We start from the raw sequence: 25,828 nt of genomic DNA, 5'->3' as shown, positions 1-25,828 counted from the left end.
AAGTTATCTCCGAACTGGTCAATAATAGACCAAGAGGCCGTTTGTATTCGAAAAGGAGATAACCATTGCAGCTATATAGAAAAACCGCGGACCTGAGTCTGCGCAACAAACTGCTCCTGGTTTATCTGAGTCTTTCGACGATCCTTTTTACCAGCGGCGGCCTGGGTGCCCTGGTTCTTGTGAAAAAGGCCATTGAGATCAACATCGAAAGCGACTTGAGCAACGCCACCCGAAGTATCGTCAATCTGGTAAAAACTGCCACGAAGGCATCGATTGCCAACTACCTGCGCGCCGTTGCCGAGCGCAATCTGGAAATCACCCGACTGATCCATGGACAATATCTGGATGGACAACTGACAGAAGCGCAGGCCCGCAGCCGCATCCGCACCATTCTCTTGGGCCAGACCATTGGCAGCACCGGCTATATCTACTGCATTGACAGCAAGGGGGTGGCCGTCGTTCATCCCAACCCCGGAGTGCAGGGCAACAAGTTTATCCAACATGAATTTATTCGCCAACAGACCCGTCTGAAGACCGGCTATCTCGAATATGACTGGCAAAACCCCGGCGAAACGGCCCCCCGGCCCAAAGCCCTGTATATGGCCTATTTCGAACCCTATGACTGGATCATCTCCGTCTCCACTTACCGGAACGAATTCCGACAGATTCTTCCCATGGAAGAAATCCGCACCAACGTCAAGGAGTTGAAATTCGGTTACAGCGGTTATGTCTTCGTGGTTGACCGCCAGGGAGACATCATCATCCATCCCGAGTTGGAGGGGAAAAACTTCTACCAATTACCGGTCGAAGACATCGAATTTTTTAAAAAAATGGTCTCTCAAAAATCCGGGCAGGTGACCTATCGGTGGAAAAACCCGGGAGATCAACGATTACGGGAAAAGCTCGCCTTTTTCGGGCATATCGAAGAACTGGATTGGATCGTGGGGTCATCGGGCTATATGGATGAAATCTACGCCCCGATTCGCAATGCCCGCAACGTCACCATCGCTTTCATCTTTATCTCGGTCCTGTTAAGTGCCCTGTTGACCCTTTTCGTCAGCGACTCCATTACCCGGCGGCTGCGCCACCTGTTGACGATTATCGCCAAAGGCGAGCAGGGTGACCTGACGGTCCGGGTCACGCCGGGGCCCGAAGATGAAGTCGGCCTCCTGGAGCGCACATTCAACGCCTTTTTAGAGCGACTTCAATCGTATCATGGCGATCTCACAGCAGAAATCGATAAGCATCGCGCAACGGCCGATTCCTTGCAGAAGGCCAACGACTTCAACGAACTGATTCTCTCAACGGTGGACGCTTTGGTCATCGTGGTCGCCCCCGACGGCCGCATCGTCCTTTTCAACCGGGCCTGCCAAAAGTGCAGCGGTTATTCCGCCCATGAAATCGAGGGGCAAAATCTGTTCGCCGAACTGATCCCCGACGCCGAAAAAGAGAATCTGAGAATTACGTTTGACGATCTCTCCAGGAAGAAACAGGGATACCGGCATTCGAATCACTGGATCACCAAAGATGGTCAGCAGCGCCTGATCCAATGGTCCAGTGCCGTCACCACCGGCACCGACGGCGAAGTCGAATTCATCGTCGGAGCGGGCCTCGACATCACCGAACAGCGGGCCACCGAGAAAGCGCTGAAAAAAAGCGAAGCCCTGTTCGAGGCCGTGTTCAACCAGACGTACCAGTTCATTGGCGTGCTTTCGCCGGACGGCAGCATTCGATCCATCAACCAGACGGCACTGGATTTCATCGGCGCCAGCGGGGAGCGATTCGTCGGCCAAAAATTTTGGGAGACACCCTTCTGGCAGGATGACGAAGCGGTCCGCAACAAACTGGAAAATGCCGTTGCCGCTGCTTGCCAGGGACAATTCAAACGCATGGAGGTCATCAATATTGGCGCCGACAACCAGCGCCGTTGTGTTGACTTCTCTTTGAAACCGGTAATGGACGACTCCGGAAAGGCCACGATGCTGATCGCTGAAGGCCGCGACATCACCGATCAGAAAGCCATGGAAGCCCGACTCCAGCAAGCGCAAAAAATGGATGCCGTCGGCACCCTGGCCGGAGGCATCGCCCACGACTTCAACAACAACCTGCAGGCCATTTCCGGTTACACCCAACTTTTGTTGATGGATGAACAATGTTCGATCCGCCAAAAAGAGATGCTGACCGTCATCAAGAATACCTGCAGCCACGCCAGCGAACTCACCCGCCAGTTGTTGACCTTCAGCCGTAAGATCGAAAGCCAGTTGGTTCCCATGGATCTGAATTTGGAACTGCGGGAAGCCGTCAAACTCCTGCAGCGCACCCTTCCCCGCATGATCAGGATCGAAACCCGGCTGGCGCCGGATTTGCGCATCGTCGAGGCGGACCGGGTCCAGTTCGAACAAATCGTGATGAACCTGGGCATCAATGCCGGCCATGCCGGACGGCGGAACATTAATCATCGAAACGGGTAATGTGGACCTGGATGACGCCTATTGCCGTTCGCATGTCGGCGCCGTCCCCGGTTCGTATGCCATGCTTTCCGTCACGGATACCGGCATCGGCATGGATACCAACACCCGGGAGCATATCTTCGAGCCTTTTTTCACCACCCGCGAAACCGGCAGAGGAACCGGACTCGGTCTGGCCATGGTTTACGGCATCGTAAAAAGCCACAACGGTTATATCGACTGCCATAGCGAGATCGGAAAAGGCACCGTATTCAGCATTTATTTTCCGGCCGCCGTAGGGGCCCACCCGGCAGAAAAACCGTCGGACAAGGAAATACAATACCCGAAAGGTCACGAATCGATTCTGCTGGTCGATGACGATCAGGCGGTGCGTCAGGTAGGTCGGGAAATCCTGGAGCGATTCGGATACCGGGTCATCGAGGCCGAAGACGGGGAATCGGGACTTGTCCGCTACCAGGAACTCGGCGAGAAGATCGATCTGATTCTTCTCGATTTGAATATGCCCGGCATGGGCGGCGTACGCTGTCTGGAGAAGCTCAGAGAAAAAAAAGCCGCCACTCCGGTCTTGATCACCAGCGGCGATGCCCCAAAAGGCGATAACAAAACCATTCTCGACGAACTGGCCCAGGGGTTTGTGAGCAAACCCTACGAAATCGGCATCCTGTTAACGATGGTGCGGAAAACGCTGGACCGGGAGACGACCCCTTCTCCTGCCATAAATTAGCCTTTAACATGGACCCACGCCATCCAATTCATTTTTTCCGGGCGATACACGCCGCCTTTTTCTGTGCTATACCCATGGCACGATGCAAACCCGAACCCGCAAACCTTCTGCCGAACGGCTTCCCGTACACGAAGTTCTCGGTGATCTGAGAAAGATCCTCAATGTCGCCTCATGCGCCTTACTGGTGGCGCCGCCCGGCGCCGGCAAGACCACGATCGTCCCCCTGGCCCTCTTGGAGGAAGTGAGGTTGGCCGGGCGCCGCATCCTGCTTCTGGCGCCGCGGCGACTGGCCGCCCGTGCCGCCGCCCGTTACATGGCGTCGATCTTGGGGCAGAAAGTAGGCCAAACGGTCGGCTACCGGGTCCGCATGGAAAGCCGCATCGGACCGCAAACCCGCATCGAGGTGGTCACCGAAGGCGTACTTACCCGCATGCTGCAAAACGATCCGGCCCTGACCGGCGTGGGGCTGGTCATCTTCGACGAGTTCCACGAACGCAACCTGGACGCCGATCTGGGGCTGGCCCTGTGCCGGGATGTTCAGGGTGTCCTCAACGAAGACCTGCGGCTGCTGGTGATGTCGGCCACCCTGGACCCGGCGCCGGTGGCCGCTCTGCTGGACGATGCGCCTGTGATCCGCTGCGACGGGCGCATGTTTCCCGTGGAGACCCGCTATTGTGTGCGACCGGCAACCCAATCGCCGGAGCAGGCCATGGCCGGGGTGATCCGGCAATCGGCACGCGCCGGCGAAGGCAATATCCTCGCATTTCTGCCCGGTGCCGCCGAAATCCGTCGCACGGTTCGGCTGCTGGAGGCTGCCAATCTGCCCGACGATTGGACCATCGCCCCGCTGTACGGCACCATGCCGAGGGATCGGCAGGATGCCGCCATCACGCCGCCGCCGGAAGGGCGGCATAAGATTGTTCTGGCAACGTCCATTGCCGAAACCAGCCTGACCATAGAAGGCATCCGGGTCGTGGTGGACGGCGGCCTGCAGCGGGCTCCGCGCTTCGATCCGGGCAGCGGCATGACCCGGTTGGTCACCCTGCCGGTCTCCAGGGCGTCGGCCGACCAGCGTCGGGGGCGGGCCGGACGCCTGGGACCCGGCATCTGCTACCGTCTCTGGCGGGAGGCGGATACCCCTGCCCTGGCTGCCCACAGCCGACCGGAGATTCTCGATGTCGATCTGACCGCCCTGGCCCTGGAACTGGCCGTCTGGGGCGTGGACGATCCCGCGGTCCTGAATTGGCTGGACCAACCGCCGGCGGCTGCCTTTGCCCATGCCAGGCAACTGCTGGCCGATCTGGATGCGTTGGACGCCGAAGGTAAAATCACCGCCCACGGCCGCCGCATGGCCGAACTGCCCCTGCATCCCCGCCTGGCCCACATGGTTTTGTCGGCAATGGACGCGAATATGGGACAACCCGCCTGCGATCTGGCGGCCATTTTAAGCGAACGCGATCCCATCCATTTTACCGGCCGCTGGCGGGACGCCGACCTGAAGCTTCGCCTGGAGGCGATCGGGGCGTACCGCGAGAAAAAGCAATTTCGCATTCACGACGGCACTGTTGACCCTGCGGCCGTAAGACGCATTCTCAATGTGTCCGCAGTCCTTCAGCACCGTCTGAATATGAAGGGTCGACCCGGCAAGAGGACCGAACCGGGCCGGCTGCTGGCCTGGGCCTACCCCGACCGCATCGCCCGCCAACGGTCCGGCAGTCCGGGACGGTTTCTTCTCAGCAGCGGGAGCGGCGCCTTTCTCGATCCGTCCGAACCGCTGGGTGCCAGTACGTTTCTGGTGGCGCCGCAATTGGACGGCAACCGGCGGGAAGCCGGCATTTTCCTGGCCGCCGCCGCCGAAAAGGAAGATCTGCTCGACCAGTTTGCCCACCGCGTCCAATGGCGCGATAACGTCTCCTGGGATTCACGGCGGCAGGCCGTATCCGCCTTACGCGAACAGGTTCTGGGCGCAATTGTCTTTACAACCGAGACCATCCGGAATCCGCCCTCCGAGGCGGTGACGAACGCCATGCTTGCCGGCATCCGATCAACAGGCATCGATTGTCTGCCCTGGACGCGAAAGCTGCGGACCTGGCAGGCTCGGGTGACGATGCTGGCCCGCATCGACGCGCCGGACGGCCCCTGGCCGGATGTCGGCGACATCGCCCTGACCGAAAGGCTGGAGGTGTGGCTGGCCCCTTTTCTTGGCGACATGCGGCGGTTGAGCGATCTGTCCTCGAAAACGCTTTCCGACGCATTGCTGAGCCATCTCGACTGGAAGCAGCAGCGACGGCTGGACAAACTGGCGCCCACCCATTTGACCGTACCCAGCGGATCACGGCGTCCCATCGACTACAGCGGATCGGAACCGGTCCTGGCGGTGCGACTGCAGGAAATGTTCGGCCTTGGGGCCACACCCGCCATCGCCGGCGGCCGGGTGCCGTTGACCCTTCACCTGCTTTCGCCGGCGAGCCGCCCCGTCCAGATCACCCGGGACCTTGCCGGCTTCTGGCAAAACGGCTACCCGGAGGTGAAAAAGGAACTTAAGGGGCGCTACCCCAAGCACGCCTGGCCGGACGACCCCATGACAGCACCCCCAACCTCCCGGGTCAAGGCGCGCAGGCATAACTGAACGGTAGCCCGGCACACCAATGTGTGTTAAAGTGGCAATGATTCCCGAACACTCGTCATCTGTTCCACCCATAGGGCGAACCGGTTTCCGCGGCCGCTGGTTGAAGACGCGACGACCCCGCGGATGGCGGCATTCGCGCGCGTGCAACACCTACCTTCAAGGAGACGGCTTTTATGAGTTGGATGCACTTTGGATTGATCGGCGCTTTCGTTTTTGCATTGCACTCCCTCCAGCAGATCAAGATGACCCTCAAGGACAAGGGGTATCCCGTGGACCTGATGACCGGTTGGCTGGACGACTACCGCAGGTTTAAAAAGCTTACCCGCGAGGAGCCGGACCAGGAGGCCCGCTACAAATACCAGCGGATTTTAAACGGCCTGTATCTGGCCCTGGCCGGACTGGTTTTCATCCCGCTTTTGATGATCATGGGGAAATAAGGAGATCGACCATGCACCGTACGTACTCCCCGTTTCGGCGCCGTGAGGCTTCCACGCTTGACCTGTGCAAAACAGAAATATAAATTAATAATCAGTTCAAACAAACAATGCGTTTCGGCCGGCGGGGCTCCATGGGGATGTCCCGTTAACAGACAAAACGGCGCGGATTTCGCACCCCATATCCGAACTTGAACCGTCGATGAAAACATACTTTGCACCAGCCGAGCGGCTGCCCAGAAAAACGCTCCAGCGGGATATCGATTCGGCTGTCGCCAATCCGGTGATCGATGGCCTGTTGAATACCGTCAGCGGTTTGGTGGCGGTACTCAACGAACATCGTCAGATCCTGGCCGTAAACGATGCGTTTCTTTCCATGCTGGGCATCGACAACGCCGAACTGGCCCTGGGGCTTCGCCCTGGAGAAGCCATCGGCTGCATTCACCGCGATGCCAATGAAGGCGGCTGCGGCACGTCCAGGTATTGTGCAACCTGCGGTGCAGCTATTGCCATCGTATCGTGTATGGCCCGAAACGAAGCCGTGGAACGAACCTGCGCCATCGAGGTCGCGTCCGACAGTATCCGAAGCGACCTGTTTCTCCGGGTTCGGGCCTGCCCCATAACGGTGCAGGGAAATCGTATGATCCTGCTTTTCATTCAGGACATCACCCACAGGCAGCAGTGGGAAGCCCTGGGCAGGGTTTTTTTCCACGATATCGGCAACATTATCCACAGCCTGCTGGGTTACAGCGAAATCCTGGCAAAACGGACCACGCACGAAAATCGTCGGGAAATTCAGCGTATTCACCGCCTTGCGGTGCGCCTCGCCAGGGAGGTGCAGATGCAAAAACATCTCACCCAGACGATGGAAGAAGGCTATCAGCTGATACTGACGCCGATTACCGTCGAACAGATCTTCACGGAACTCAAGGCCGTCTTTTCGTCTCATCCGGCCGCCGGACAGCGAGCCATCAATTTCTCCGATCAAAACCTGCAGGTTCGCTTCAAATCGGATTTTTTCCTTTTGACCCGTGTGCTGACCAACATGATCGTCAATGCCCTGGAAGCAACAGACAGGGGAGAAACCGCCAAGGTTTGGTTCGATTCCGATGACCGGTCGCTCTCGTTTTTCGTCTGGAACCATCGGGCTATTGACAAAAGCGTCGTTGATCGCATCTTTCAACGCAACGTGAGTACTAAAGCCGATTCGGGAAGAGGATTGGGAACCTACTCCATGAAACTGTTCGGTGAGAAATACCTGAATGGAAAAATCGATTTCTCCACATCTCTTGGAGAAGGCACCACTTTTTCTTTGCGGATTCCCTTGAAGCCAACGGACCGTGCCATCGATATACTGCCTCGAAAATAGACAACCGGCAGGCCGTCGGGGGACCTAAAAATGAACATGAACACGGAATCCTTTGTCGTCACCATCGAAGTCGTTCCGCCGGACGGACCGGATGCAACCAGCGTTCTGGACGCCTTGCGGCCGCTGGCGAAGCTGCCCTTTTACGGTTTCAGCGTCGCCACCAACCCAGTGGCCAAACCTCGCATGAGCGCCATGGCCCTGTGCGCCCTGATCCGGCAGCGCACGGGCAAACCGGCCATTTTGCACCTGACCACCCGGGACCACAATCGCCTCGGACTGCAGGGCGAGCTGTGGGGCGCCAGGGCCCTGGGCATCGATACGGTGCTGGCGGCCACGGGAGATTTCGTGGCCCTCAAGGACCGGCACTACACCTCAACCGTTAGGGACGCCGATGTATACGAGCTGGTGGGAATGGCCCGAAAAGCCGGCATGCACACCGGCGTGGTCTTCGACCGCCACCCCGAGACCAATGGACTGGAACGGGCGGTGGCCCACCTTAAACGCAAAGTGGAGGCAGGGGCCCAGTTTGCCGTCACCCAGCCGGTATACGACGAAGCCGGCGCCGATGAGATCACGACCGTGACGCGGGACCTCGGGATTCCGGTCGTCATGGGCATTTTGCCGCTGCGCACCCCGCGCCATGCGGAGTTCCTTCACACCAAGGTGGCCGGCATCGCCGTGCCTGAAGCCCTGCGAAAACGCCTGCACGAAGCGGCCGACCCCATAGCCGAGGGTGTGGCCAATGCCAGGGAAATATTTGCCCTGGCTCGCTCGCGCTTTGCCGGCGCCTGCATCATGCCGCCCTTCGACCACTATGAAATCATGCCCGAAATCCTGCAGATCTAGGGCGATTTTTTTACTCATTCCAAACAAGGAGATCAAAATGGCTCAAGCATCAAGAGAAAAGAGAAAGGCAAAAGTAATCGAAGCGCTCAACAGGGCCCGCGCCATGGAACTCACGGCCATTTCCCAATACATGAACCAGCATTACAACCTGGATGACATGGACTACGGAGAACTGGCCGGCAAGATGAAGCTCATCGCCATCGACGAAATGCGCCATGCGGAAGCCTTTGCCGAGCGGATCAAGGAGCTGGGCGGAGAGCCCACCTCGGAGCCGGACCAGAAGGTCACCCGAGGACAGGAAGTGGAGAAGGTTTACACTTTCGATGCCGACCTTGAAGATACCACCATCGACGTCTACAACCAGTTTTTACTGGTGTGCCGCGAAAACGGCGACAGCGTCAGCATGAAACTCTTCGAACAGATCATCGACGAGGAGCAGGCCCACTTCAACTATTTCGACAGCATCAACAACCATATCGGAAAACTGGGTAATGTCTACCTGGCCAAGATTGCGGGCACATCCTCGGCCACCGGTCTCGGACCCAGCGGATTTGTCGTCAGCGAAGGCGAATAACGGTTTGAACGCGTCGTTTAAAAGCCTCTTTTCGGAGTGCACGCGGACGGATCTTCTCCGGGGCGCAAATTTCTCGTCCCGGAGGGCCGTCCCTGCGGCCTGCCGCAGGCGATGGCAAGCCGTATTCCTCATTCTGCTGGTGACCGTAACGGCCTTACTGCCCCTGGCTTGCCCGCCGGTCGCCCGGGCCGCCCCGAACGCCGTGCCGGTGATCGAAAAGACCTTTGATCACGGGACCCTGATCGAACACACCATTTCGACCAGTGAGGGGCCCTATCGGGCTACCCTGCGCCTGAGCCAGCGGCGCCGGGCCGAAGGATCTCCTGCCATCGTTCATTCGTGGCTTTCGTTCCACATTGAATCCTCCGCCAGCCATCCGGCCATGCCCATCTCCGTCTTCGAAGCCCTGCTGACCGATCTCATCACAGCGCTGCATGAACGCTTCGGAACCGAACTCAGCCTGGAAAGCCTGGGGGCAGCAAGCTTCATGGGCGTCCGGGAGATCGAGAAACAGAGTATCCTGGCCTTTGCCGATTATAAACCGTGGCTGCGCTACCTCGAAAATCCCGGGGGGTTCAGCCAGATGGAAATCCATGCCCTGGTCGGGAACCGCTGGAAAGCCATGGGCGTATTTGCGCCGGTGGCGGCCGTGCTGGCACCCCTGGGATATGACGTAGTCTTTGCCGGCTTCGAAAAACTGTTTGTTTTTTCAGCAGAAAAATGCTTTTTTTATCAGGATCTGGAAGATCTCGGCATCCGAAAAACGGACCGGTTCCCCTATCCGGGGACCATATCCTTCACCCTGACACCGAAACGATAAGCCAGGTAACCGATGAAAAACATCCTGATTGTCGACAACGATCCCGTTACGCTCCATACAATTGTGGGACTCTTGAAAAGCCAGAGCACGTTTCTACAGGTTCTGCCTGCGATTAACATTCAAACGGCCATCGACACCCTCGCCGCCTACGAGACCCACGTTCTGATCACCGGTATGCACCTCCCTGAAATGGATACCTTTGAACTGCTGTCCGTATTGGGCGCTGACTATCCGGAAACCCGCGCCATCGTCATGACCAACAATGCATCGTCCATGCTCCGCACCAAACTGCGGCAGATGCCTTCGGTCATTCACTTCGATCAGGCCCTGGATATCAGCATGCTCACCAAACGGATTTTCACCGAACTTCAGATCGATTACGGCGGACAGGTACGGGGCATATCACTTTCTTCATTTCTGCAGATGCTCGAACTGGAGCGGCGCGCCTGTACCCTGCAGATCACGGCCAAGGGAAAGCTGGGCACCATCCACCTAATCGGCGGCAAGCCCGTCGCCGCTAAAATGGGGCTGCTCGAAGGCAAAGCCGCCGCCCTGCACATTCTAACATGGGAAAACGTGCTGATCGATATTGACTACGCGCCCTGCGAAATCAAAAAGGAGTTCGATGCGCCACTGATGAATCTGCTGCTGGAAAGCGGCCGCATCCTGGACGAAAAACAGAGTCAGCGGCCCAACCAGAGGAAATTTGACCGTTACGACTGTCTGGTGGGTGTTGATTATGATATCAGTGACTGGACCTATCAGTGCAATATGCGGGATATCAGTGAAGGCGGTGTGTACATCGAAACCGAACAGCCACTAAAAGTGGGACAGAGGCTGATCGTATCCCTTTCCTCTCCCATATTGGAAAAAACCTGCGGCATCAAAGGGACGGTGGTTCGGCGGGACCCCAAGGGGATCGGCGTGCACTTCGAAGCATTGACGCTCTATCAGAAACAGGTCATCCGATCTTTGACCGAATCCCGCTGCACGCCTACCGCCCATGCACCGGGGAGCCCCCCCACCTCCTGACCGTAAACGGCAATCGGCTCCGGCAAAGGATTGCTCACCGGCGAATGATCTCGTGAATGAGATCGACCAGCCGAATGCCGGTAACCGCTTCCTTGAGAAGATGATCGTCGGCGCCATGTTCCAGGGACTGGGTTCTGCAATCCTCTGAAGCATTGGCAGTCAGCACGACAATCCGGCTGTCCGGCGCCAACCTGCGGATGGACCGGATCAGGGCCAGGCCTTCATCCAAAGGCATCTCAACTTCGATGAAGGCCACATCGGGAAGGTGTTTTCTCAGGACCTCCCTGGCACGGTCGGCATTGGGCGCATCGGCGACGTCCACAAGGGTTTCGTGGAATTCGATGGTCTCTTTCAGTTGGCGGAGAAAATTGGGTGACGGATCGACAATCAGAATTTTTTTGCGATGCATCATGGTTGGTGGTCTCGTAATGTCGCGGTTTCGTTGAACACCCTAAAAGCCGTTGCCATAAGAATAGGACCATCCGAAATCTTTTTGCAAGTTTTTTGAGAGATCCAAACCCGGCTTCAACGGTATTTACAACGCGGGGATGGGCCTTATCACCGGGGCTAACGGTCAACGCTTTTTACAATCCCAATTTGCATCGCACCGATAAAATGTTTGCAAGTTGACACATCGTAGCTATTATAAATGCTGATCCTGCTTTCTCAATTATCCTGAAAGAATTAACATTCCAATATGATTGCATGATCAAAATCCTAAGTTTAAACTTGCTTGTAGTTTGTTCGATTCGTTGCAAGACAACAAGTTCTATCTATTGATTTATTCAGTTATGGCCATCCTCATTCCTCCCCGTGGATTCTGCTTTTGATGGCTTGCAATGAATTTGCTTAGAGACGGTTCATCAAAAACACGTCGAGTGCCACAAGTAGTATCCCAGCTCAAAAAATCATAACAGAGAATGAAAGGAGACAGCAATGAAAGCATCGTCAACAAGAACTTTTTGTCTGATGTGTGCGGCGCTTGCCGTTGCGCTGGCATTCGCAGCCATGCCGGCGTCAGGCGCAACAGACAAAAAGCCCAACATCCTGGTCATCTGGGGCGATGACATCGGCACCTGGAACATCAGCCACAACAACCGCGGCATGATGGGTTACCGGACACCCAACATCGACCGCATCGCCAAGGAAGGCGTTGCCTTCACCGATTATTACGGGCAACAGTCCTGCACCGCCGGCCGTGCCGCGTTTCTCAACGGCAGCGTGCCGGTTCGCACCGGGATGACCAAAGTCGGCATGCCTGGCGCGGAGCAGGGCTGGCAGAAGACGGACGTCACGTTCGCCACAGTGCTCAAAGCCCAGGGCTACGCCACCGGTCAATTCGGCAAAAATCACCAGGGCGACCGGAACGAGCACCTGCCCACGATGCATGGGTTCGATGAGTTTCTGGGCAACCTCTACCACCTCAACGCCGAGGAGGAGCCGGAAAATCGTGACTATCCCGGCGACTTGAAACTAGCTAACGGTAAAACCTTCCGAGAGCAATTCGGCCCACGCGGGGTTATCAAGGCCAAGGCCCTGCCCGATGGCAAACAGGAAATCGAGGACACCGGACCGCTGACCCGTAAGCGGATGGAGACGATTGACGAAGAAACCCTCGCTGCCGCCAAGGACTTCATCATACGAAAACAAGGGTCCGGCACGCCGTGGATGTGTTGGTGGAATGCGACACGTATGCACTTCCGCACACACGTGAAGGCAGCCCACAAGAATCTTGCCGGTCCCAATTCCAATGAATACCACGACGGCATGGTCGAACACGACATGCACGTCGGCGAGCTTCTGGAATTATTGGACGAATTGGGTGTGGCCGAGAACACGATCGTGCTCTACTCCACCGACAACGGCCCGCACTACAACACCTGGCCGGACGCAGCCAACACGCCGTTCCGAAACGAGAAAAACTCCAACTGGGAGGGCGCATTCCGCGTGCCGGCGTTTGTCCGCTGGCCGGGCAAGTTCCCTGCCGGCGCGACCGTCAATGGCATTGTTGCCCACGAAGACTGGCTGCCGACCTTTGCGGCGGCTGCCGGAGCGCCTGATATCAAGGAGAAGCTGAAAAAAGGCGTTAAGTTGAACGGGCGCAAGTACAAAAACTACATCGACGGCTACAACATGCTGGATTATCTCGCCAAGGCCGGCACGTTCAAGACCATCGCCGAGGACCAGAAGGCCAGCCCGCGAAAGGAGTTCGTCTACGTGACCGATGGGGGCGAGGTTTGTGCCATCCGCGTCGGGGATTGGAAGGCGGTCTATCTGGAGAACCGTGCCCATCAGTTGCAGATCTGGCGTGAACCGTTCATCAAGCTGCGTCTTCCGTTAGTGTTCAATCTCAGGCGTGACCCATTCGAGAAAGCCCAGCACAACTCGAACACTTACCACGACTGGGTGATCGACCGCGCCTATATCCTCGGTCCGATGCAGGTCGTGGCCAGCCAATTCCTCCTGACCATGAAGGACTATCCGCCCAGCCAGACGCCCGGCGACTGGAGCCTAGCCACCCTCGAAGCACAGATCAAGAACATGACCATGACAGGCCACTAACCCTGTCGTTAATGCAGGGCGCCAGCAACGGGTGCCCTGCTTTATTTTCCCATCATGAAAGCAGGCATTTTATGAAAACACGCATTCTTTGGCTGTTTTTCGCACTGTTATTCGCCACATCGGCGATTGCCGCCCGGGCGGCCGATCCGCTTCCGTCCTGGAACGACACGGCGTCTAAAAGGTCCATCATCGCCTTCGTGGAAAAGGCAACGACACCGGGCTCCCCCGATTATGTCCCCCCCGCCGAGCGCATCGCCACTTTTGACAATGATGGCACCCTGTGGTCGGAGCAGCCCATGTACTTCCAGATTGTCTTTGCCATCGACCGTGTCAAGGCACTCGCCTCGCAGCATCCTGAATGGAAGACCCAGGAGCCCTTTGCCTCCGTGCTTAAGGGCGACCTGAAGACCGCTCTTAAAGGCGGTGAAAAAGCGTTGCTTCAAATCGTCATGGCCTCCCACGCGGGCATGACCACTACAGAGTTCGAAAATATCGTGAAGGATTGGCTCTCCCAGGCGAGACATCCCAAGACGAATCGGCTTTATACCGAGATGGTCTACCAGCCCATGCTCGAATTGCTCACCTATCTGCGCTCAAAATTTTTCAAGACCTATATTGTCTCGGGTGGTGGCATCGAATTCATGCGCCCCTGGACGGAAGCGGTCTATGGTATCCCGCCGGAACAGGTGGTGGGCAGCAGCATCAAAACAAAATTTGAAATGCGCGACGGAAAACCCGTGCTCGTAAGGCTGGCGGAACTCGATTTCATCGATGACAAGGAAGGCAAACCGGTCGGCATCAACGCGCACATCGGCCGCCGGCCCATCGCTGCCTTCGGCAACTCCGACGGCGACCTGCAGATGCTTCAGTGGACTATGGCCGGTCAAGGCGCCCGGTTCGCCCTTCTGGTCCACCACACGGATGGCGAACGCGAGTGGGCCTATGATCGCGACTCGCACATTGGCCGCCTGGACAAGGCCCTTGACGAAGCCCACGCAAAGGACTGGACTGTGGTAGACATGAAAAAGGACTGGAAACAAATTTATCCTGACAAGTGAAATAAGCGGTTCGCTTTTAGCTGTTAGCCGTTGGCCAAACGTGTTAAAAATTGGTTTTTAGGCTAACCGCTAATTGCTAACGGCCAAAAACGAACCGCCCAACGGAGCACATCCTTGCCGCAGCAGGCTTTCAAATCCATTTTGCCGGCGTCATGGCGCAGCCAAGCCGGGCGCCGGGACAGCCGTTTCCTGTTGAGGAATCTGGCCCTTCATTTCAGGCCGACGACGATCCCGCGGGAAACCTTGCACTTTTCTCTCACCTGGGGCCTGGGCGGCATGGCAGCCACCCTGATTGTGCTCCTGCTGGCAAGCGGCCTGCTTCTCAAATTCGCCTATGAGCCAACCCCGGTTGCCGCCCATGCCTCGGTTCAGGCACTGATCTCCGGCACGCCTTACGGTAAGCTGGTCCGCAATCTGCATTACTGGTGCGCACACCTTTTGGTGGCCGTGATGTTCCTGCACATGCTGCGAGTTTTTTGTACCGGCGCCTTTCACCGACCCCGCCAATTCAACTGGGTTGTCGGTCTTGGACTGATGACGGTTGTGTTGGGCGCCAACTTCACCGGCTACCTGCTGCCCTGGGACCAGCTCGCCTACTGGGCCGTGACCGTCTCCACCGGAATGCTGGAATACGTTCCCTTGGTTGGCGCCTATCTCAGGGAAACGATCCTCAGCGACGGAGAACTCGGTCCCCGGACACTACAACTTTTTTATGGCTTGCATACCGCCGTGTTGCCGGTGGTTTTGATGGCCCTGATGGCCTATCACTTCTGGCGCATCCGTAAAGCCAAAGGTCTCGTGGTTCTCCGGCCAATAGATGCGCCTGTGGATGAATCCGTGCAGGAAAACCCGGCCCGTGCGCCGGTGGTTCCAGACCTTCTGCTGCGCGAAACCGCCACGGCCCTGGTGCTGATTGCGGCCGTGCTGCTGCTCGCGGCCCTCGTGGACATCCCCCTGGGCGAACCGGGCAATCCCGGCCTGAGCCCCAACCCGACCCGGGCCCCCTGGTACTTTGCCGGCCTCCAGGAGCTTTTGCTGCATTTCCATCCGGTGTTCGCAGTTTTTGTCATCCCACTCGCCGTCGGCTTTGGGCTGCTGTCCATTCCCTATCTAAACTACAAAACGGATACAGGCGGGATCTGGTTCGCCTCCCGAAAAGGGCGCAGGACAGCCGGCGTGGCCGCCGCTGCGGCTCTGGTCGCCGTGCCGCTTTTGATCCTGGCGGATACGTGGTTTGCCGGTGCCGGATCTTCTCCGGGCGGTCTTGCTCCGGCGCTTGCCGATGGGTGGTTTCCAACACTGGTGGTGCTGCTTGCCATTGGCGGGTATTACGCAGTAATAAAAATAACATTTCACGCCACGAAAAACGAAACGGTTCAATCGGTTTTTATTCTGCTGGCGACATCCTATGCCATTCTGACAATCACCGGCGTGTGGTTCAGGGGCGAAGGGATGGCCCTGTCTCTACCTTGGTGAGTCGCCTTTAAGTGAGGTAAGTTTGGAGAATTCCGATTCAAAGAACAACAACGCTGCCACTCCCCGCAGGCGGTTCCTCTCTTTTCTCTGGGTGGGGCTGGGCTTGGCGGCCCTGGCGGAGCTTTTCTGGGTGGTGACATCCTTTCTGCGCCCCGACCGCGGGGTCAGGCAGGGCGGGGATCCGGAAACCGTCATGCAAGCCGGTGCTGTGGATGCCTTTGCCTGCGGGACGGTGACCGCTTTTCCAAGGGGACGGTTTTATCTGGCCCGATTGGAAGACGGCGGATTTCTGGCGCTGTCCCGGCGGTGTCCGCACCTGGGGTGTACGCTCCCCTGGATCGAGGAGGAGAAGAAGTTTTTGTGCCCATGCCATTCCTCGGCCTTCGACATCCATGGCGATGTTCTGCGCTCGCCGGCTCCCCATGCCATGGCCCTGCATCCCATCTTCATCGAAAATGAGGTGGTGCGGGTGGATACCGCCATGACCATCAAACGGGATCGGTTCAGAGAAGACCAAGTCGCCTATGCAAAAAAGACCTGAGTTTAGCCGATGAGTAAAGACCCCAATACCGCCTGGAAGATTGCCGGTATCATCGCAACCCTAGTGATCGTCCTGATTCTTCCCATCTATCACCTGAAAAACCAACCGTCGTCACCCATACGCAAGGGAGAAGATCACGGGCAAATTGCTCGATTCGTGGGCAGCGAGGCCTGCCGGGATTGCCATAAAACCGAATATGACAAGTGGTCCGGTTCTCACCACCGGTGGGCCATGGCACTCGCCGACGAGCATAGCGTCCTGGGTGATTTCAATGACGCCGAATTCACATATTTTGGCCAGACTTCCCGGTTCTACCGCCGCGACGGCAAGCATTACGTGCACACCCGGGGAGCCGACGGCAAGCCCGGCGAGTTCCAGATCACCCATACCTTCGGCTGGTACCCGCTGCAACAATACCTGATCCCCTTCCCCGGCGGGCGCCTGCAATGCCTGCCCATTGCCTGGGACGCGGTCAAAAAGCGTTGGTATCACCTTTACCCGGATGCGCCGCTGGATCCCGATGACTGGCTCTATTGGACCAACAACGGACAGAATTGGAACGGTATGTGCGCCGAGTGCCATTCCACGGACCTGAAAAAGAATTACGACTACAACAAGGACACGTATGCCACCACCTGGTCGGAAATCAGCGTGGGCTGCGAGGCCTGCCACGGGCCCGGCTCGGCCCATGTGGACTGGGCCAAGCTGCCGGAAATGGGCCGACCGGCGACGGAAAATCATGCCCTGGCCGTTAAAACGCGGGATCTCACCGCCGGGCAGCAGATCGACCTGTGCGCGCCCTGTCACTCCCGGCGCATGTCCATGGATGACAACATCCACCGCCATGCCGATTTTCTGGACTACGGCCTCCCCCAGCTTTTGACCGAAGGGCTCTATTTTGCCGACGGGCAGATTCTGGATGAGGTTTATGTGTACGGATCATTCATGCAGAGCAAGATGTACGCGCGGGACGTCCGCTGCAGCGATTGCCACGACGTTCACAGCATCCGGCGCATCAAGGACGGCAACGACCTGTGTCTGCAATGCCACAGGGCGGCCATCTACAACCGGAAAGGGCATCATTTCCACAAGACTCGGGGCGAAACCGGCGAGCCGATTAAATCCGCATCGGGAGAAGTACTTTTCGAAGTGGGCAGCGGCGCCCAGTGCGAAGCCTGCCACATGCCCGGCCGCCATTACATGGGCATCGATTATCGCCCCGATCACAGTTTCCGCCTGCCGCGCCCGGATCTGACCTTGGAAATGGGGGTTCCCAACGCCTGCGACCGCTGCCATGTAAACAAAACCACCCAGTGGTCGGTGGACGCCATGGCCAAATGGTATGGCCAAACCCAGCGTCCCCATTACGGCGAAGTTCTCGATGCCGGCCGTCAGCGCCACCCGGAAGCCCTGGATGCGCTGGTCTCCCTGGCCGGGGACCGGCTTTACCCGACCATCGTCCGGGCCACGGCCTTGTCCGAACTGGCAGGTTATGGTGGCGACAAGGTTCTTTCCCAATTCGCGGCGGCGCTGAACGACGAGGATTCCATGGTTCGGCAGACCGCCGTGCGCCAGCTGCCCCAGCCTGATCCTGCCGAGCGCCTGAAACTGCTGTCGCCCATGCTCTACGATCCGGTCCGGGCGGTACGCAACGAAGCTGCCGCCGCGCTGGCGGCCATTCCGAGAGAGAAATTGCCGGCGGACACCCGCCGGCAATTCGAAAAAGCCCTGGCCGAATATCTCCGGGCCATGGAGCGAACCGCCGATTTCGCCCCCTCCCGTCACAACCTGGGCAATTTATACATCAACCTCCAAGATCCTGCCCGGGCGGAGCAGCACTACCTTAAGGCCATCGCCATCGACAGGGAGTTTTACCCGGCCAAGGTCAACCTGGCCATGCTCTACAATCGCCAGGGCAAAAACGACGATGCCGAGCGATTGCTAAGGGAGGTCGTCACCGATCACCCGAACTTTTACGAAATCAAATACTCATTGGGTCTGTTGCTGGCCGAGGAAAATCGCTTGGAGGAATCGGTGGTATTCCTGGGCGATGCAGCCGCCGGTTTACCGCAGCGCTCGCGAATTCAATACAACCTGGGGCTGCTTCTCCAGCAGATCAAACGCGACGATGAAGCCGAAAGCGCCCTGAACCGTGCGCTGAGCGTGGAGCCGGACAACCCGGACTACCTCTATGCGCTGGCGGTTTTTTACATGCAGCGCGGACAGTGGGACCGGGCGCGACTGATGGCCGAGCGCCTTCAGGCGGCCCACCCGGAGATGGCCGCCGGCCGGGAGATGCTGACGATCATCGAACGAAAGGGGCATTGAACCCCGTCAAGATTACCGAATCTGGAAGATTGAAAACTTGGGGCGAGTTGCGGGTTGTTGTGCCTGTCCGACTTTATAACTTCCCGGAACGGATAATCGAGAACACCAGCCACAATCCCAGGAAGGTGGCGATGATGTATCCGGTAAAGCCCAACAGATCCGTTACCGAGAGAGTCTGCACGCCAAAGAAATCGACCTCGAAGAGCAATACCCTGCGGGTAGAGTTGAGAATCAGGGAGGCGGCGATGAGGGAAGCGGCCACCACCAGCCCTAAGGTCAGACGGTTGATGCCGTGCTCGAATTTCTTGGAGGTATCGTCCAATCCGGTGTGATTCAGCTCGATGCTGGGGGTCTCGGTAGCCAGGCGTTTGAACAGGCCGTGGGCCAGGTGGGGCATCTGGCGCAGGTAGCCGCTGAACAGCTTCATGTCCCGCCCCATGTTCTTGAACACCTTGTGGGCCTCGTAGCCCCGCTGCAAAAGTTTCCTGGCATAGGGCCGGGTCACTTCCAGGAGGCTGGCCTCGGAACCGAGAATTTTGCCCAGGGCCTCGGTCTGGATAAAGGTCTTGAACAGCAGCAGCAGGTTGCGCGGCAGGCGGATGCGGTACTTGAAAACCAGGCGCATGACCTGGTCGTAGACATCCTTGACCGAGATGGTTTTCAGGGAGCGGCCATAGAACGGTTCGGCCATGTCCTTCAGGTCCACCCGGAAGCTTTTCATATCCATGATGCGGGGATCGATCAGGCCGGCGGCCTCGAAGGCCTCCATGACCATGTCGTAGTCGTGCTCGGCGAAGCCCAGAAACAGGTGGGCGACCTGCATCATGGTCTCTTCGTCCAGGTACCCCACGATGCCGAAGTCCACCAGGCCCACCCGGCCGTCCGGCATGACGATGGTGTTGCCCGGATGGGGGTCGGCGTGAAAGATGCCTGCGGCCATGAGCTGGCGGGAAAAGGAGCGCAGGCCGATCATGGCCACCTCTTGCGGATCGATGCCCTGGCGCCGGATTTCATCCACCCGGTCCATCTTGATTCCCTCGACATGCTCCATGACCAGCACCGATTTGGACGTGAAGTCCCAATATACTTTGGGGATGCAGATTTCATCGACTTCGGCGAAGCTGCGGCTGAACCGTTCGATGTTGCCGGCTTCAATGAGCATGTCCAATTCGCGGAAAATGGTGCGCTCGAACTCCTTGACCAGGTTGACGGCCCCCACGATACGCCCCAGATCGAAACTGCGCTCGAAGCGGGCGGCAAAATAGTACATCACCTGGATGTCCTTGCGGATGCGCTTCTCGATGCCCGGCCGGATCACCTTCACGGCCACCTTCTCGCCGCTTTTCAACCGGGCGCTGTGCACCTGGGCCACCGAGGCGGCGGCCATTGCCTTTTCGTCGATGCTTTCAAAAAGCCGCTCCAGCGGCTGGTCCAGCTCCGCTTCAACCAGGCGGCGGATCTCCTCGAAAGGCACCGGCGGCACCTGGTCCTGCAGTTTGGTGAGTTCGTGAATGTACTCCGGGGGGAACAGGTCGGCACGGGTACTCATGAGCTGGCCCAACTTGATGAAGCTGGGACCCAACTCCTCCAGGGTGCGGCGGACCCGCACGGGATCGGGCAGGCCGGACTTGATTTTGGTGCCGGTTCGTCCTTTCAGCCGGTCGGCAATTTCTCCCATGCCGTGCTTGATGAGTACGCGCGAAATCAGACCAAAATGACGAATGCCGCGGATGCGGCTGCTGGAAAAAGGAAAGGGCATCGTCTATCCTTGGATTACAATTCTTCGTCCGCCGTCTCGTTCACCGCCTTCCACTTCTTGGCGATTTTTTTCAGCATGTATTCGTCGGCCACGTAGCTTTCCACCAGGCCGCAGTCCACGCACACGTAGTTGTCCAGAGCGGCCATGGCTGTGAGGCTGACGGGAATGGAATTGCTGCCGAAAGGGCCGCTTTTCAGGGGAAGATCCACGGCTGAATAGATGTTCGTCGATCCGCATTTGGGGCATTTGCCCTGCTTCATGGTGAGGCCTCCCTTGTTTGACGATTTCGATTTTATTCGGATGGATTGTTTTGGAAGTTATGACGTAATCTGAAGGCGGTGTCAACGAACTAAGGTTCACGCCTCTCGGCGTCACCATCAAAGCGGCTGTCCCCGCAACGGGCAGCTTGCAAACAACGCTGGGTTCCGGTACAACGTCGAAATTCTTGTCCGGACCATCGAATACCTGCCGATTAACGGCAATTTTTATACGCCCCATACAGGCCGCCGCTATGCAAACGCGCCCAACATCCACCCTGCCCGCCTTTCTCCTGGTCGCCGTGGCACCCCTGTGCTGGGCAGGAAACATTGTTGTGGCCAAGGGCGTGACATCGATGATTCCACCGGTGGCGCTGGCGTTCTGGCGCTGGACGGCGGCTTTTTTGATTCTCCTGATTTTCGCCGGGCCCACGGTAAAAAAAGACTGGAAAACCGCCCTGGCCGGATGGAAGGTCATGGTGCCGCTTGCGCTGTTCGGCATCACCGGTTTCAACACCTTGCTTTACATGGCCATGCACACCACCACGGCCATCAACGGCGCCCTGATTCAGACCACCATGCCGGCGGTCATCATCTTGATATCCATGGTCTTTTTTGGTGAACGGGTGTCCTGGCTTCAGGCCGCCGGGGTGGCGCTTTGCGTGTTGGGCGCCACGGTGGTGGTGCTCAAGGGCAGCTGGAAGGCCCTGATTGATATGGCGCTGGTCCGGGGAGATCTGCTGATGATTCTGGCAGTGGTCCTGTATGCCCTCTACTCGGTCCTGCTGCTCAAACGGCCAAAGATTCACCCCTTGAGCGTTCTGGTCTACACCTTCGGGCTGGGGGCCTTCGGTCTGCTGCCGCTCTACCTATGGGAAATATCGGTCGTCGGGGGCTTCGCCCTGACGCCCGGCGTGGCCGGCAGCATCGCCTACGTGGCCCTTTTCCCCTCCATCGTGGCCTATTTCTGCTGGAACCGCGGCGTGGCCGTCATCGGGGCCAACCGTACCGGGCTGTTCATCAACCTGATTCCCGTTTTCGCGGCTATCCTGGCCATCATTTTCCTGGGCGAAACGTTGAAATTGTTCCATCTGGTGGGCATGGCGCTGATCGTGGCGGGGTTTGTCCTGTTCAACCGTTGATATTTCCGTAAAATTAACAGACTCCTTTTTTCGTCATTCCGACGCAGGCCGGCGCACGTAGTGAAGCTTTAGCGCTATCCAATCCTTTCAATGGGTTCTGGATGCCGGATCAAGTCCGGCATGACGACTTTGTGACTTCTAAGGAAATGGGCATCCACCGGTCCGGGATATCGGATCTAAAGCGTTTCCACCTCCCGCTGGATGCGCTCCAGGGCCTCTTTGAGAATCGATCGCGGGCAGGCGATGTTGATTCGCTCGAAGCCCTCGCCCTCGGGGCCGAAAATAAATCCTTCGTCCGGGAAGATGCGGGCCTTTTCCATCATGAAGCGCTTGAGGGCCCATTTGTCCAGCCCCAGCCCCCGACAGTCCAGCCATACCAGGTAGGTGCCTTCCGGGCGGACGACCTGGATACCGGGAATGTTCCTGTCGATATAATCCTGCAGGAAATCCAGGTTGTCCCCGATATAGGCCATCACCCGCTCCAACCACGGCTCTCCCTCCCGATAGGCCGTTTCGCAGGCCACCACACCGAAGGGATTGGCCCATTTGCCGATCCCGCAACGGTTCAGCGTCTGCTGGAACCGCCGTCGCAGGCGGTCGTTGGAAATGATAATGTTGGAGGTATGCAGGCCGGCCAGGTTGAATGTTTTGCTGGGCGCCGTGCAGACGACCGTGCTGCTTGAATATTTTTCGCTGACGGAGGCAAAGGGTGTAAAGTTAACACCCCGATGGATCAGGTCGGCGTGGATTTCATCCGCGACGACGAAGACGTTGTTCTTCAGACAGATCTCGCCCATCCGGGCCAGTTCTTCACGGGTCCATACGCGTCCCACCGGATTGTGGGGGCTGCAGAGGACAAACAGGGTCACCGCCGGGTCGGACGCCCTGCGTTCGAAATCGTCGAAATCAATCTCGTAGCGGCCGTTTGCCAGCACCAGGCTGCTGGAGACGATCTCTCCGCCGTTGTCTTCGATGGCATTGAAAAAGGGATAGTAGACCGGCCTTTGCACCAGGATCTTCTCCCCTGGTCGGGTAAATGTCTGAATGAGAAAATTGATCGCCGGCACCACCCCCGGTGTGGAGACGATCCAGGCGGGATCGACGGCCCAGGCGTGACGCCGCTGCATCCAGTCCACCACCGCCTGGTTGTAGTTGTCCGTTCGCAGGGTATATCCGTATATGCCGTGCTGCGCCCGCTTTACCAGGGCATCCACCACCGGTTTGGGCGCGGGGAAATCCATATCCGCCACCCACAGGGGCAGTATCCGGTTCTCACCGAAATAGTCGTCGGTAGTATGCCAGATGGACGGGTCGTCCGGGTCCTGAATGACGCCCCATTTGGCGGATTGCGTATTTTTGCGGTTGATCTCGCGGTCGAAATCGGTTTTCATGGTAAAGTTCCTTTATGTCCGGCATTGTGTATAAGCAGCTGTTCATAACACTTCAACCGAATGTCGTCGATTGATTTCTGACAGGAGAAGGGTTCAAGAATCAAGTTTGATGGTTTCGCAAAAAGCATCAAATCCCATTTTTTCATCATTCCGGCGGAGGCCAGCGCACGTAGTGAAGCTTTAGCGCTATCCAGTTTGATCAATATGTTCTGGATACCGGGTCAAGCCCGGCATGACGAGTCCTGGACCTTTTGCGAAACCATCAAGTTTAGGACATTTCCATTTCTTCTCCACTTGAACCCTCAAAACCTGCTATTTTTGGAGCCGCCATGCCTGAAACCAAAACCGTCACACCGGACCAGGCCTTATCTCACATCGAGCCGGGCATGAATATTTTTCTGGGCACCGGCGCCGCCGAACCACGCACCCTGGTCAAACGTCTCATGGCTTCCGACGCGTTGAACCTGCAGGACCTCACCCTGATTCAACTGGTCAGCTTCGGGGATGCTGTCTCTCTGGAAGAGTTGCGGTCCAACAAATACCGCCTGAAAACTTTTTTCTCCGGCTGGGTGGCCAACGAAGCCATTACGACCGGACGGGTGGACCTGATTCCCAGCCGCTTTTCCGCCATTCCCGGGCTGATAAAGAACCATCAACTGCCGTTGGATGCGGCCATGATCCAGATCACGCCCCCGGACGAAAACGGCCTATGTTCTCTGGGCATCGCCGTGGATGTGGGGCGCAGGGTCATGGAGCAGGCCCCGCTGGTTATCGGCGAAATCAACCCGGAAGTACCCCGCACCTACGGGGACACCTTCGTTTCGGTGGAGGCGTTCGACCTGCTGGTGGAAAGCGACCACCCGGTGCCGCTCCTGCCGGCCTGGCCGGTGGATGATGTCTTCGACCGCGTGGCTGCCAATGTCGCCGCGGTGATCGAGGACGGCAGTTGCCTGGGTTTCAGTTTCGGCCCCCTGTTCGAGGCCCTGCCCCGCCACCTCACCGGCAAAAAGGACCTTGGCATTCACTCACCCTTTGTCACCGATGCCGTCATGACCCTGATCAAAAGCGGCGCGGTCACCAATCGCCGCAAATCGACCTTCCGCGGCAAGTCGCTGACCTGCTATGCCATGGGCTCGCGGGAACTGATGCGCTGGCTGGACCGCAATCCGCTGGTGGAATTCCAGAGCATCGAAAACGTTATCAATCCCATTGAAATCGGCAAAAATTCCCGCTTCGTGGCCATTTTCCCGGCCCGCAAAGTAGACCTCTCCGGGCAAATCGCCATGCATGCCGGCAAAGGCCAGGTCACCTCCGGCCCGGGCCAGGCCATGGATTTTTTCAACGGGGCTGAAATCTCCAGGGGCGGCTATACCATTTTCGCTCTGCCCAGCCGCAACCGCGAGGGCCAGAGCAACATCCGCGTCTCCATCGAAGCGATGCCCAACCAGCTCAACATGCCCGATTCGGTAGACATGATCGCTACCGAATACGGCATCGCCACCCTCTCCGGCCGGACCCTGCGGGAACGCGCCCAGGCGCTGATCGAAATCGCCCATCCCGACGACCGCCCAGGGCTGGTCAACGCAGCCAAGGTGGAAAAGATCCTCTACCAGGACCAGATCTTTCTGGCCGAAAGCGCCCATCTCTATCCATCCGAGATTTCGGAGCGCCACACCTTCAAAAACGACACCACCGTTCGCTTCCGGGCTCTGAAGCCGTCCGATGAAGAGGAGATGCGGCGACTGTTCTACCGCTTCTCGGACGAGGCTATCTACTACCGATATTTCACCCCCATCAAGACCATGCCCCATGCCAAGATGCAATCCTACGTCAATGTGGACTACCGGGATGTTCTCTCCGTGGTGGGGTTGGTGGGACCGCCGGGACAGGGCCGCATCATCGCCGAGGCCCGTTTCGCCCGCCACAAGGACAAGCCCTATGTGGACGTGGCCTTTGTCGTGGATGCGGACTACCAAGGGCTGGGGATCGCCACCTACCTGTTCCGGATGCTGGCCCGCCTGGCCCGCCAGCGCGGCGCACGCGGCATGACGGCCGACGTGCTGGCCACCAACCATGCCATGCTCAAGGTATTCGAGAAGAGCGGGTTCCCCATCCGCAGCCGTTTTGAGGAAGGGGCCTATGCACTGACGATTTCATTCGAGAGGGAGGGGGAAGACTGAAGCCAAAAAGATTCCAAGCGCGCTTCTTATCGCAATGGTTCTGCAATGATGGTGAACTGGCGATTGGTTGTAGGCGTAATGGCCCAAATTTGATTGGGTGTTGAATCAGACTTCACTTATCTGCCCTTAAAAGGAATTTCGAGTTGACCAAACCGGCTAATAGATAGCACAACTTTGAACATATAGGCTTGCCCGTAGCATGTTCGTAGTTGGAATTAAGTAAGATGTACCCCGATCT

Annotated in this window: 20 protein-coding genes; 16 read left to right on the top strand and 4 right to left on the bottom strand. The window is 57.8% G+C overall.

Annotated elements, in window-relative coordinates; translation table 11 throughout:
• Positions 1–65: 65 nt before the first annotated feature.
• The 9 genes from GN111_RS27215 (at position 66) to GN111_RS27175 (ending at position 10,896) form a co-directional block, all read left to right on the top strand.
• Positions 66–2,471, top strand: a complete 2,406-nt coding sequence (locus GN111_RS27215; protein ID WP_155306764.1) for a cache domain-containing protein — start codon at positions 66–68, stop codon at positions 2,469–2,471.
• Positions 2,425–3,192, top strand: coding sequence for a response regulator (locus tag GN111_RS27210; protein WP_155306763.1), 768 nt, complete (start codon positions 2,425–2,427; stop codon positions 3,190–3,192). The genes GN111_RS27215 and GN111_RS27210 overlap by 47 nt, the downstream gene beginning before the upstream one ends.
• An 82-nt stretch (positions 3,193–3,274) precedes the next feature.
• Positions 3,275–5,821 (top strand): ATP-dependent helicase HrpB, encoded by a 2,547-nt coding sequence (gene hrpB, locus GN111_RS27205; protein ID WP_155306762.1) that lies wholly within the window; start codon positions 3,275–3,277, stop codon positions 5,819–5,821.
• A gap of 173 nt (positions 5,822–5,994) precedes the next feature.
• Positions 5,995–6,258 (top strand): hypothetical protein, encoded by a 264-nt coding sequence (locus GN111_RS27200; protein WP_155306761.1) that lies wholly within the window; start codon positions 5,995–5,997, stop codon positions 6,256–6,258.
• Positions 6,259–6,457: 199 nt separating this feature from the next.
• On the top strand, positions 6,458–7,624 hold the full coding sequence (locus GN111_RS27195; protein WP_155306760.1) for a PAS domain-containing sensor histidine kinase: 1,167 nt from the start codon (positions 6,458–6,460) through the stop codon (positions 7,622–7,624).
• A gap of 30 nt (positions 7,625–7,654) precedes the next feature.
• Positions 7,655–8,470, top strand: a complete 816-nt coding sequence (locus tag GN111_RS27190) for a methylenetetrahydrofolate reductase (RefSeq protein WP_155306759.1) — start codon at positions 7,655–7,657, stop codon at positions 8,468–8,470.
• 37 nt (positions 8,471–8,507) lie between these two features.
• Positions 8,508–9,044: a bacterioferritin gene (locus GN111_RS27185; RefSeq protein WP_155306758.1), complete on the top strand. Its 537-nt coding sequence runs from the start codon at positions 8,508–8,510 to the stop codon at positions 9,042–9,044.
• A gap of 4 nt (positions 9,045–9,048) precedes the next feature.
• On the top strand, positions 9,049–9,864 hold the full coding sequence (locus GN111_RS27180; RefSeq protein ID WP_155306757.1) for a hypothetical protein: 816 nt from the start codon (positions 9,049–9,051) through the stop codon (positions 9,862–9,864).
• Positions 9,865–9,876: 12 nt separating this feature from the next.
• Positions 9,877–10,896, top strand: coding sequence for a PilZ domain-containing protein (locus tag GN111_RS27175; protein ID WP_155306756.1), 1,020 nt, complete (start codon positions 9,877–9,879; stop codon positions 10,894–10,896).
• A 34-nt stretch (positions 10,897–10,930) separates the two neighbouring features.
• Here the strand turns inward: GN111_RS27175 and GN111_RS27170 are convergent, their stop codons facing one another.
• Positions 10,931–11,308: a response regulator transcription factor gene (locus tag GN111_RS27170; RefSeq protein ID WP_155306755.1), complete on the bottom strand. Its 378-nt coding sequence runs from the start codon at positions 11,306–11,308 to the stop codon at positions 10,931–10,933.
• A 524-nt stretch (positions 11,309–11,832) separates the two neighbouring features.
• Here GN111_RS27170 and GN111_RS27165 point away from each other — a divergent pair.
• The 5 genes from GN111_RS27165 (at position 11,833) to GN111_RS27145 (ending at position 18,861) form a co-directional block, all read left to right on the top strand.
• A complete protein-coding gene (locus tag GN111_RS27165; RefSeq protein ID WP_197740433.1) occupies positions 11,833–13,458 on the top strand; it encodes an arylsulfatase in 1,626 nt (541 codons plus the stop codon).
• Positions 13,459–13,529: 71 nt separating this feature from the next.
• Entirely contained in the window at positions 13,530–14,516 is a 987-nt protein-coding gene (locus tag GN111_RS27160; protein ID WP_155306754.1) for an HAD family hydrolase, read from the top strand.
• Between the two features lie 114 nt (positions 14,517–14,630).
• Positions 14,631–15,992: a cytochrome b N-terminal domain-containing protein gene (locus tag GN111_RS27155; protein ID WP_155306753.1), complete on the top strand. Its 1,362-nt coding sequence runs from the start codon at positions 14,631–14,633 to the stop codon at positions 15,990–15,992.
• Positions 15,993–16,014: 22 nt separating this feature from the next.
• Positions 16,015–16,533 carry a QcrA and Rieske domain-containing protein gene (locus GN111_RS27150; protein WP_155306752.1) on the top strand — a complete coding sequence of 173 codons (519 nt, stop codon included), beginning with the start codon at positions 16,015–16,017 and terminating at the stop codon, positions 16,531–16,533.
• A 9-nt stretch (positions 16,534–16,542) separates the two neighbouring features.
• On the top strand, positions 16,543–18,861 hold the full coding sequence (locus tag GN111_RS27145) for a tetratricopeptide repeat protein (protein ID WP_155306751.1): 2,319 nt from the start codon (positions 16,543–16,545) through the stop codon (positions 18,859–18,861).
• A 73-nt stretch (positions 18,862–18,934) separates the two neighbouring features.
• Here GN111_RS27145 and GN111_RS27140 read toward each other — a convergent pair whose 3' ends face one another.
• The gene (locus tag GN111_RS27140) at positions 18,935–20,620 is read right to left on the bottom strand and encodes an ABC1 kinase family protein (protein WP_155306750.1); all 1,686 of its coding nucleotides are present in this window, start codon (positions 20,618–20,620) and stop codon (positions 18,935–18,937) included.
• A 14-nt stretch (positions 20,621–20,634) separates the two neighbouring features.
• Positions 20,635–20,880: a hypothetical protein gene (locus GN111_RS27135; RefSeq protein WP_155306749.1), complete on the bottom strand. Its 246-nt coding sequence runs from the start codon at positions 20,878–20,880 to the stop codon at positions 20,635–20,637.
• A gap of 251 nt (positions 20,881–21,131) precedes the next feature.
• Between GN111_RS27135 and GN111_RS27130 the strand changes: the two genes are divergently transcribed.
• Positions 21,132–22,019 carry a DMT family transporter gene (locus tag GN111_RS27130; RefSeq protein WP_155306748.1) on the top strand — a complete coding sequence of 296 codons (888 nt, stop codon included), beginning with the start codon at positions 21,132–21,134 and terminating at the stop codon, positions 22,017–22,019.
• A 176-nt stretch (positions 22,020–22,195) separates the two neighbouring features.
• Here GN111_RS27130 and GN111_RS27125 read toward each other — a convergent pair whose 3' ends face one another.
• Positions 22,196–23,410: a MalY/PatB family protein gene (locus GN111_RS27125; protein WP_155306747.1), complete on the bottom strand. Its 1,215-nt coding sequence runs from the start codon at positions 23,408–23,410 to the stop codon at positions 22,196–22,198.
• Between the two features lie 329 nt (positions 23,411–23,739).
• On the opposite strand from GN111_RS27125, the gene GN111_RS27120 reads away from it, so the two are divergent.
• Positions 23,740–25,590, top strand: a complete 1,851-nt coding sequence (locus GN111_RS27120; protein WP_155306746.1) for a bifunctional acetyl-CoA hydrolase/transferase family protein/GNAT family N-acetyltransferase — start codon at positions 23,740–23,742, stop codon at positions 25,588–25,590.
• The last annotated feature ends 238 nt before the right edge of the window (positions 25,591–25,828 follow it).

The sequence above is a fragment of the Desulfosarcina widdelii genome, assembly GCF_009688965.1.
Classification (GTDB): Bacteria; Desulfobacterota; Desulfobacteria; order Desulfobacterales; family Desulfosarcinaceae; genus Desulfosarcina; species Desulfosarcina widdelii.
Note: the sequence above shows the minus strand (reverse complement) of the source record. Positions and strands in the feature narration are given on the sequence as shown.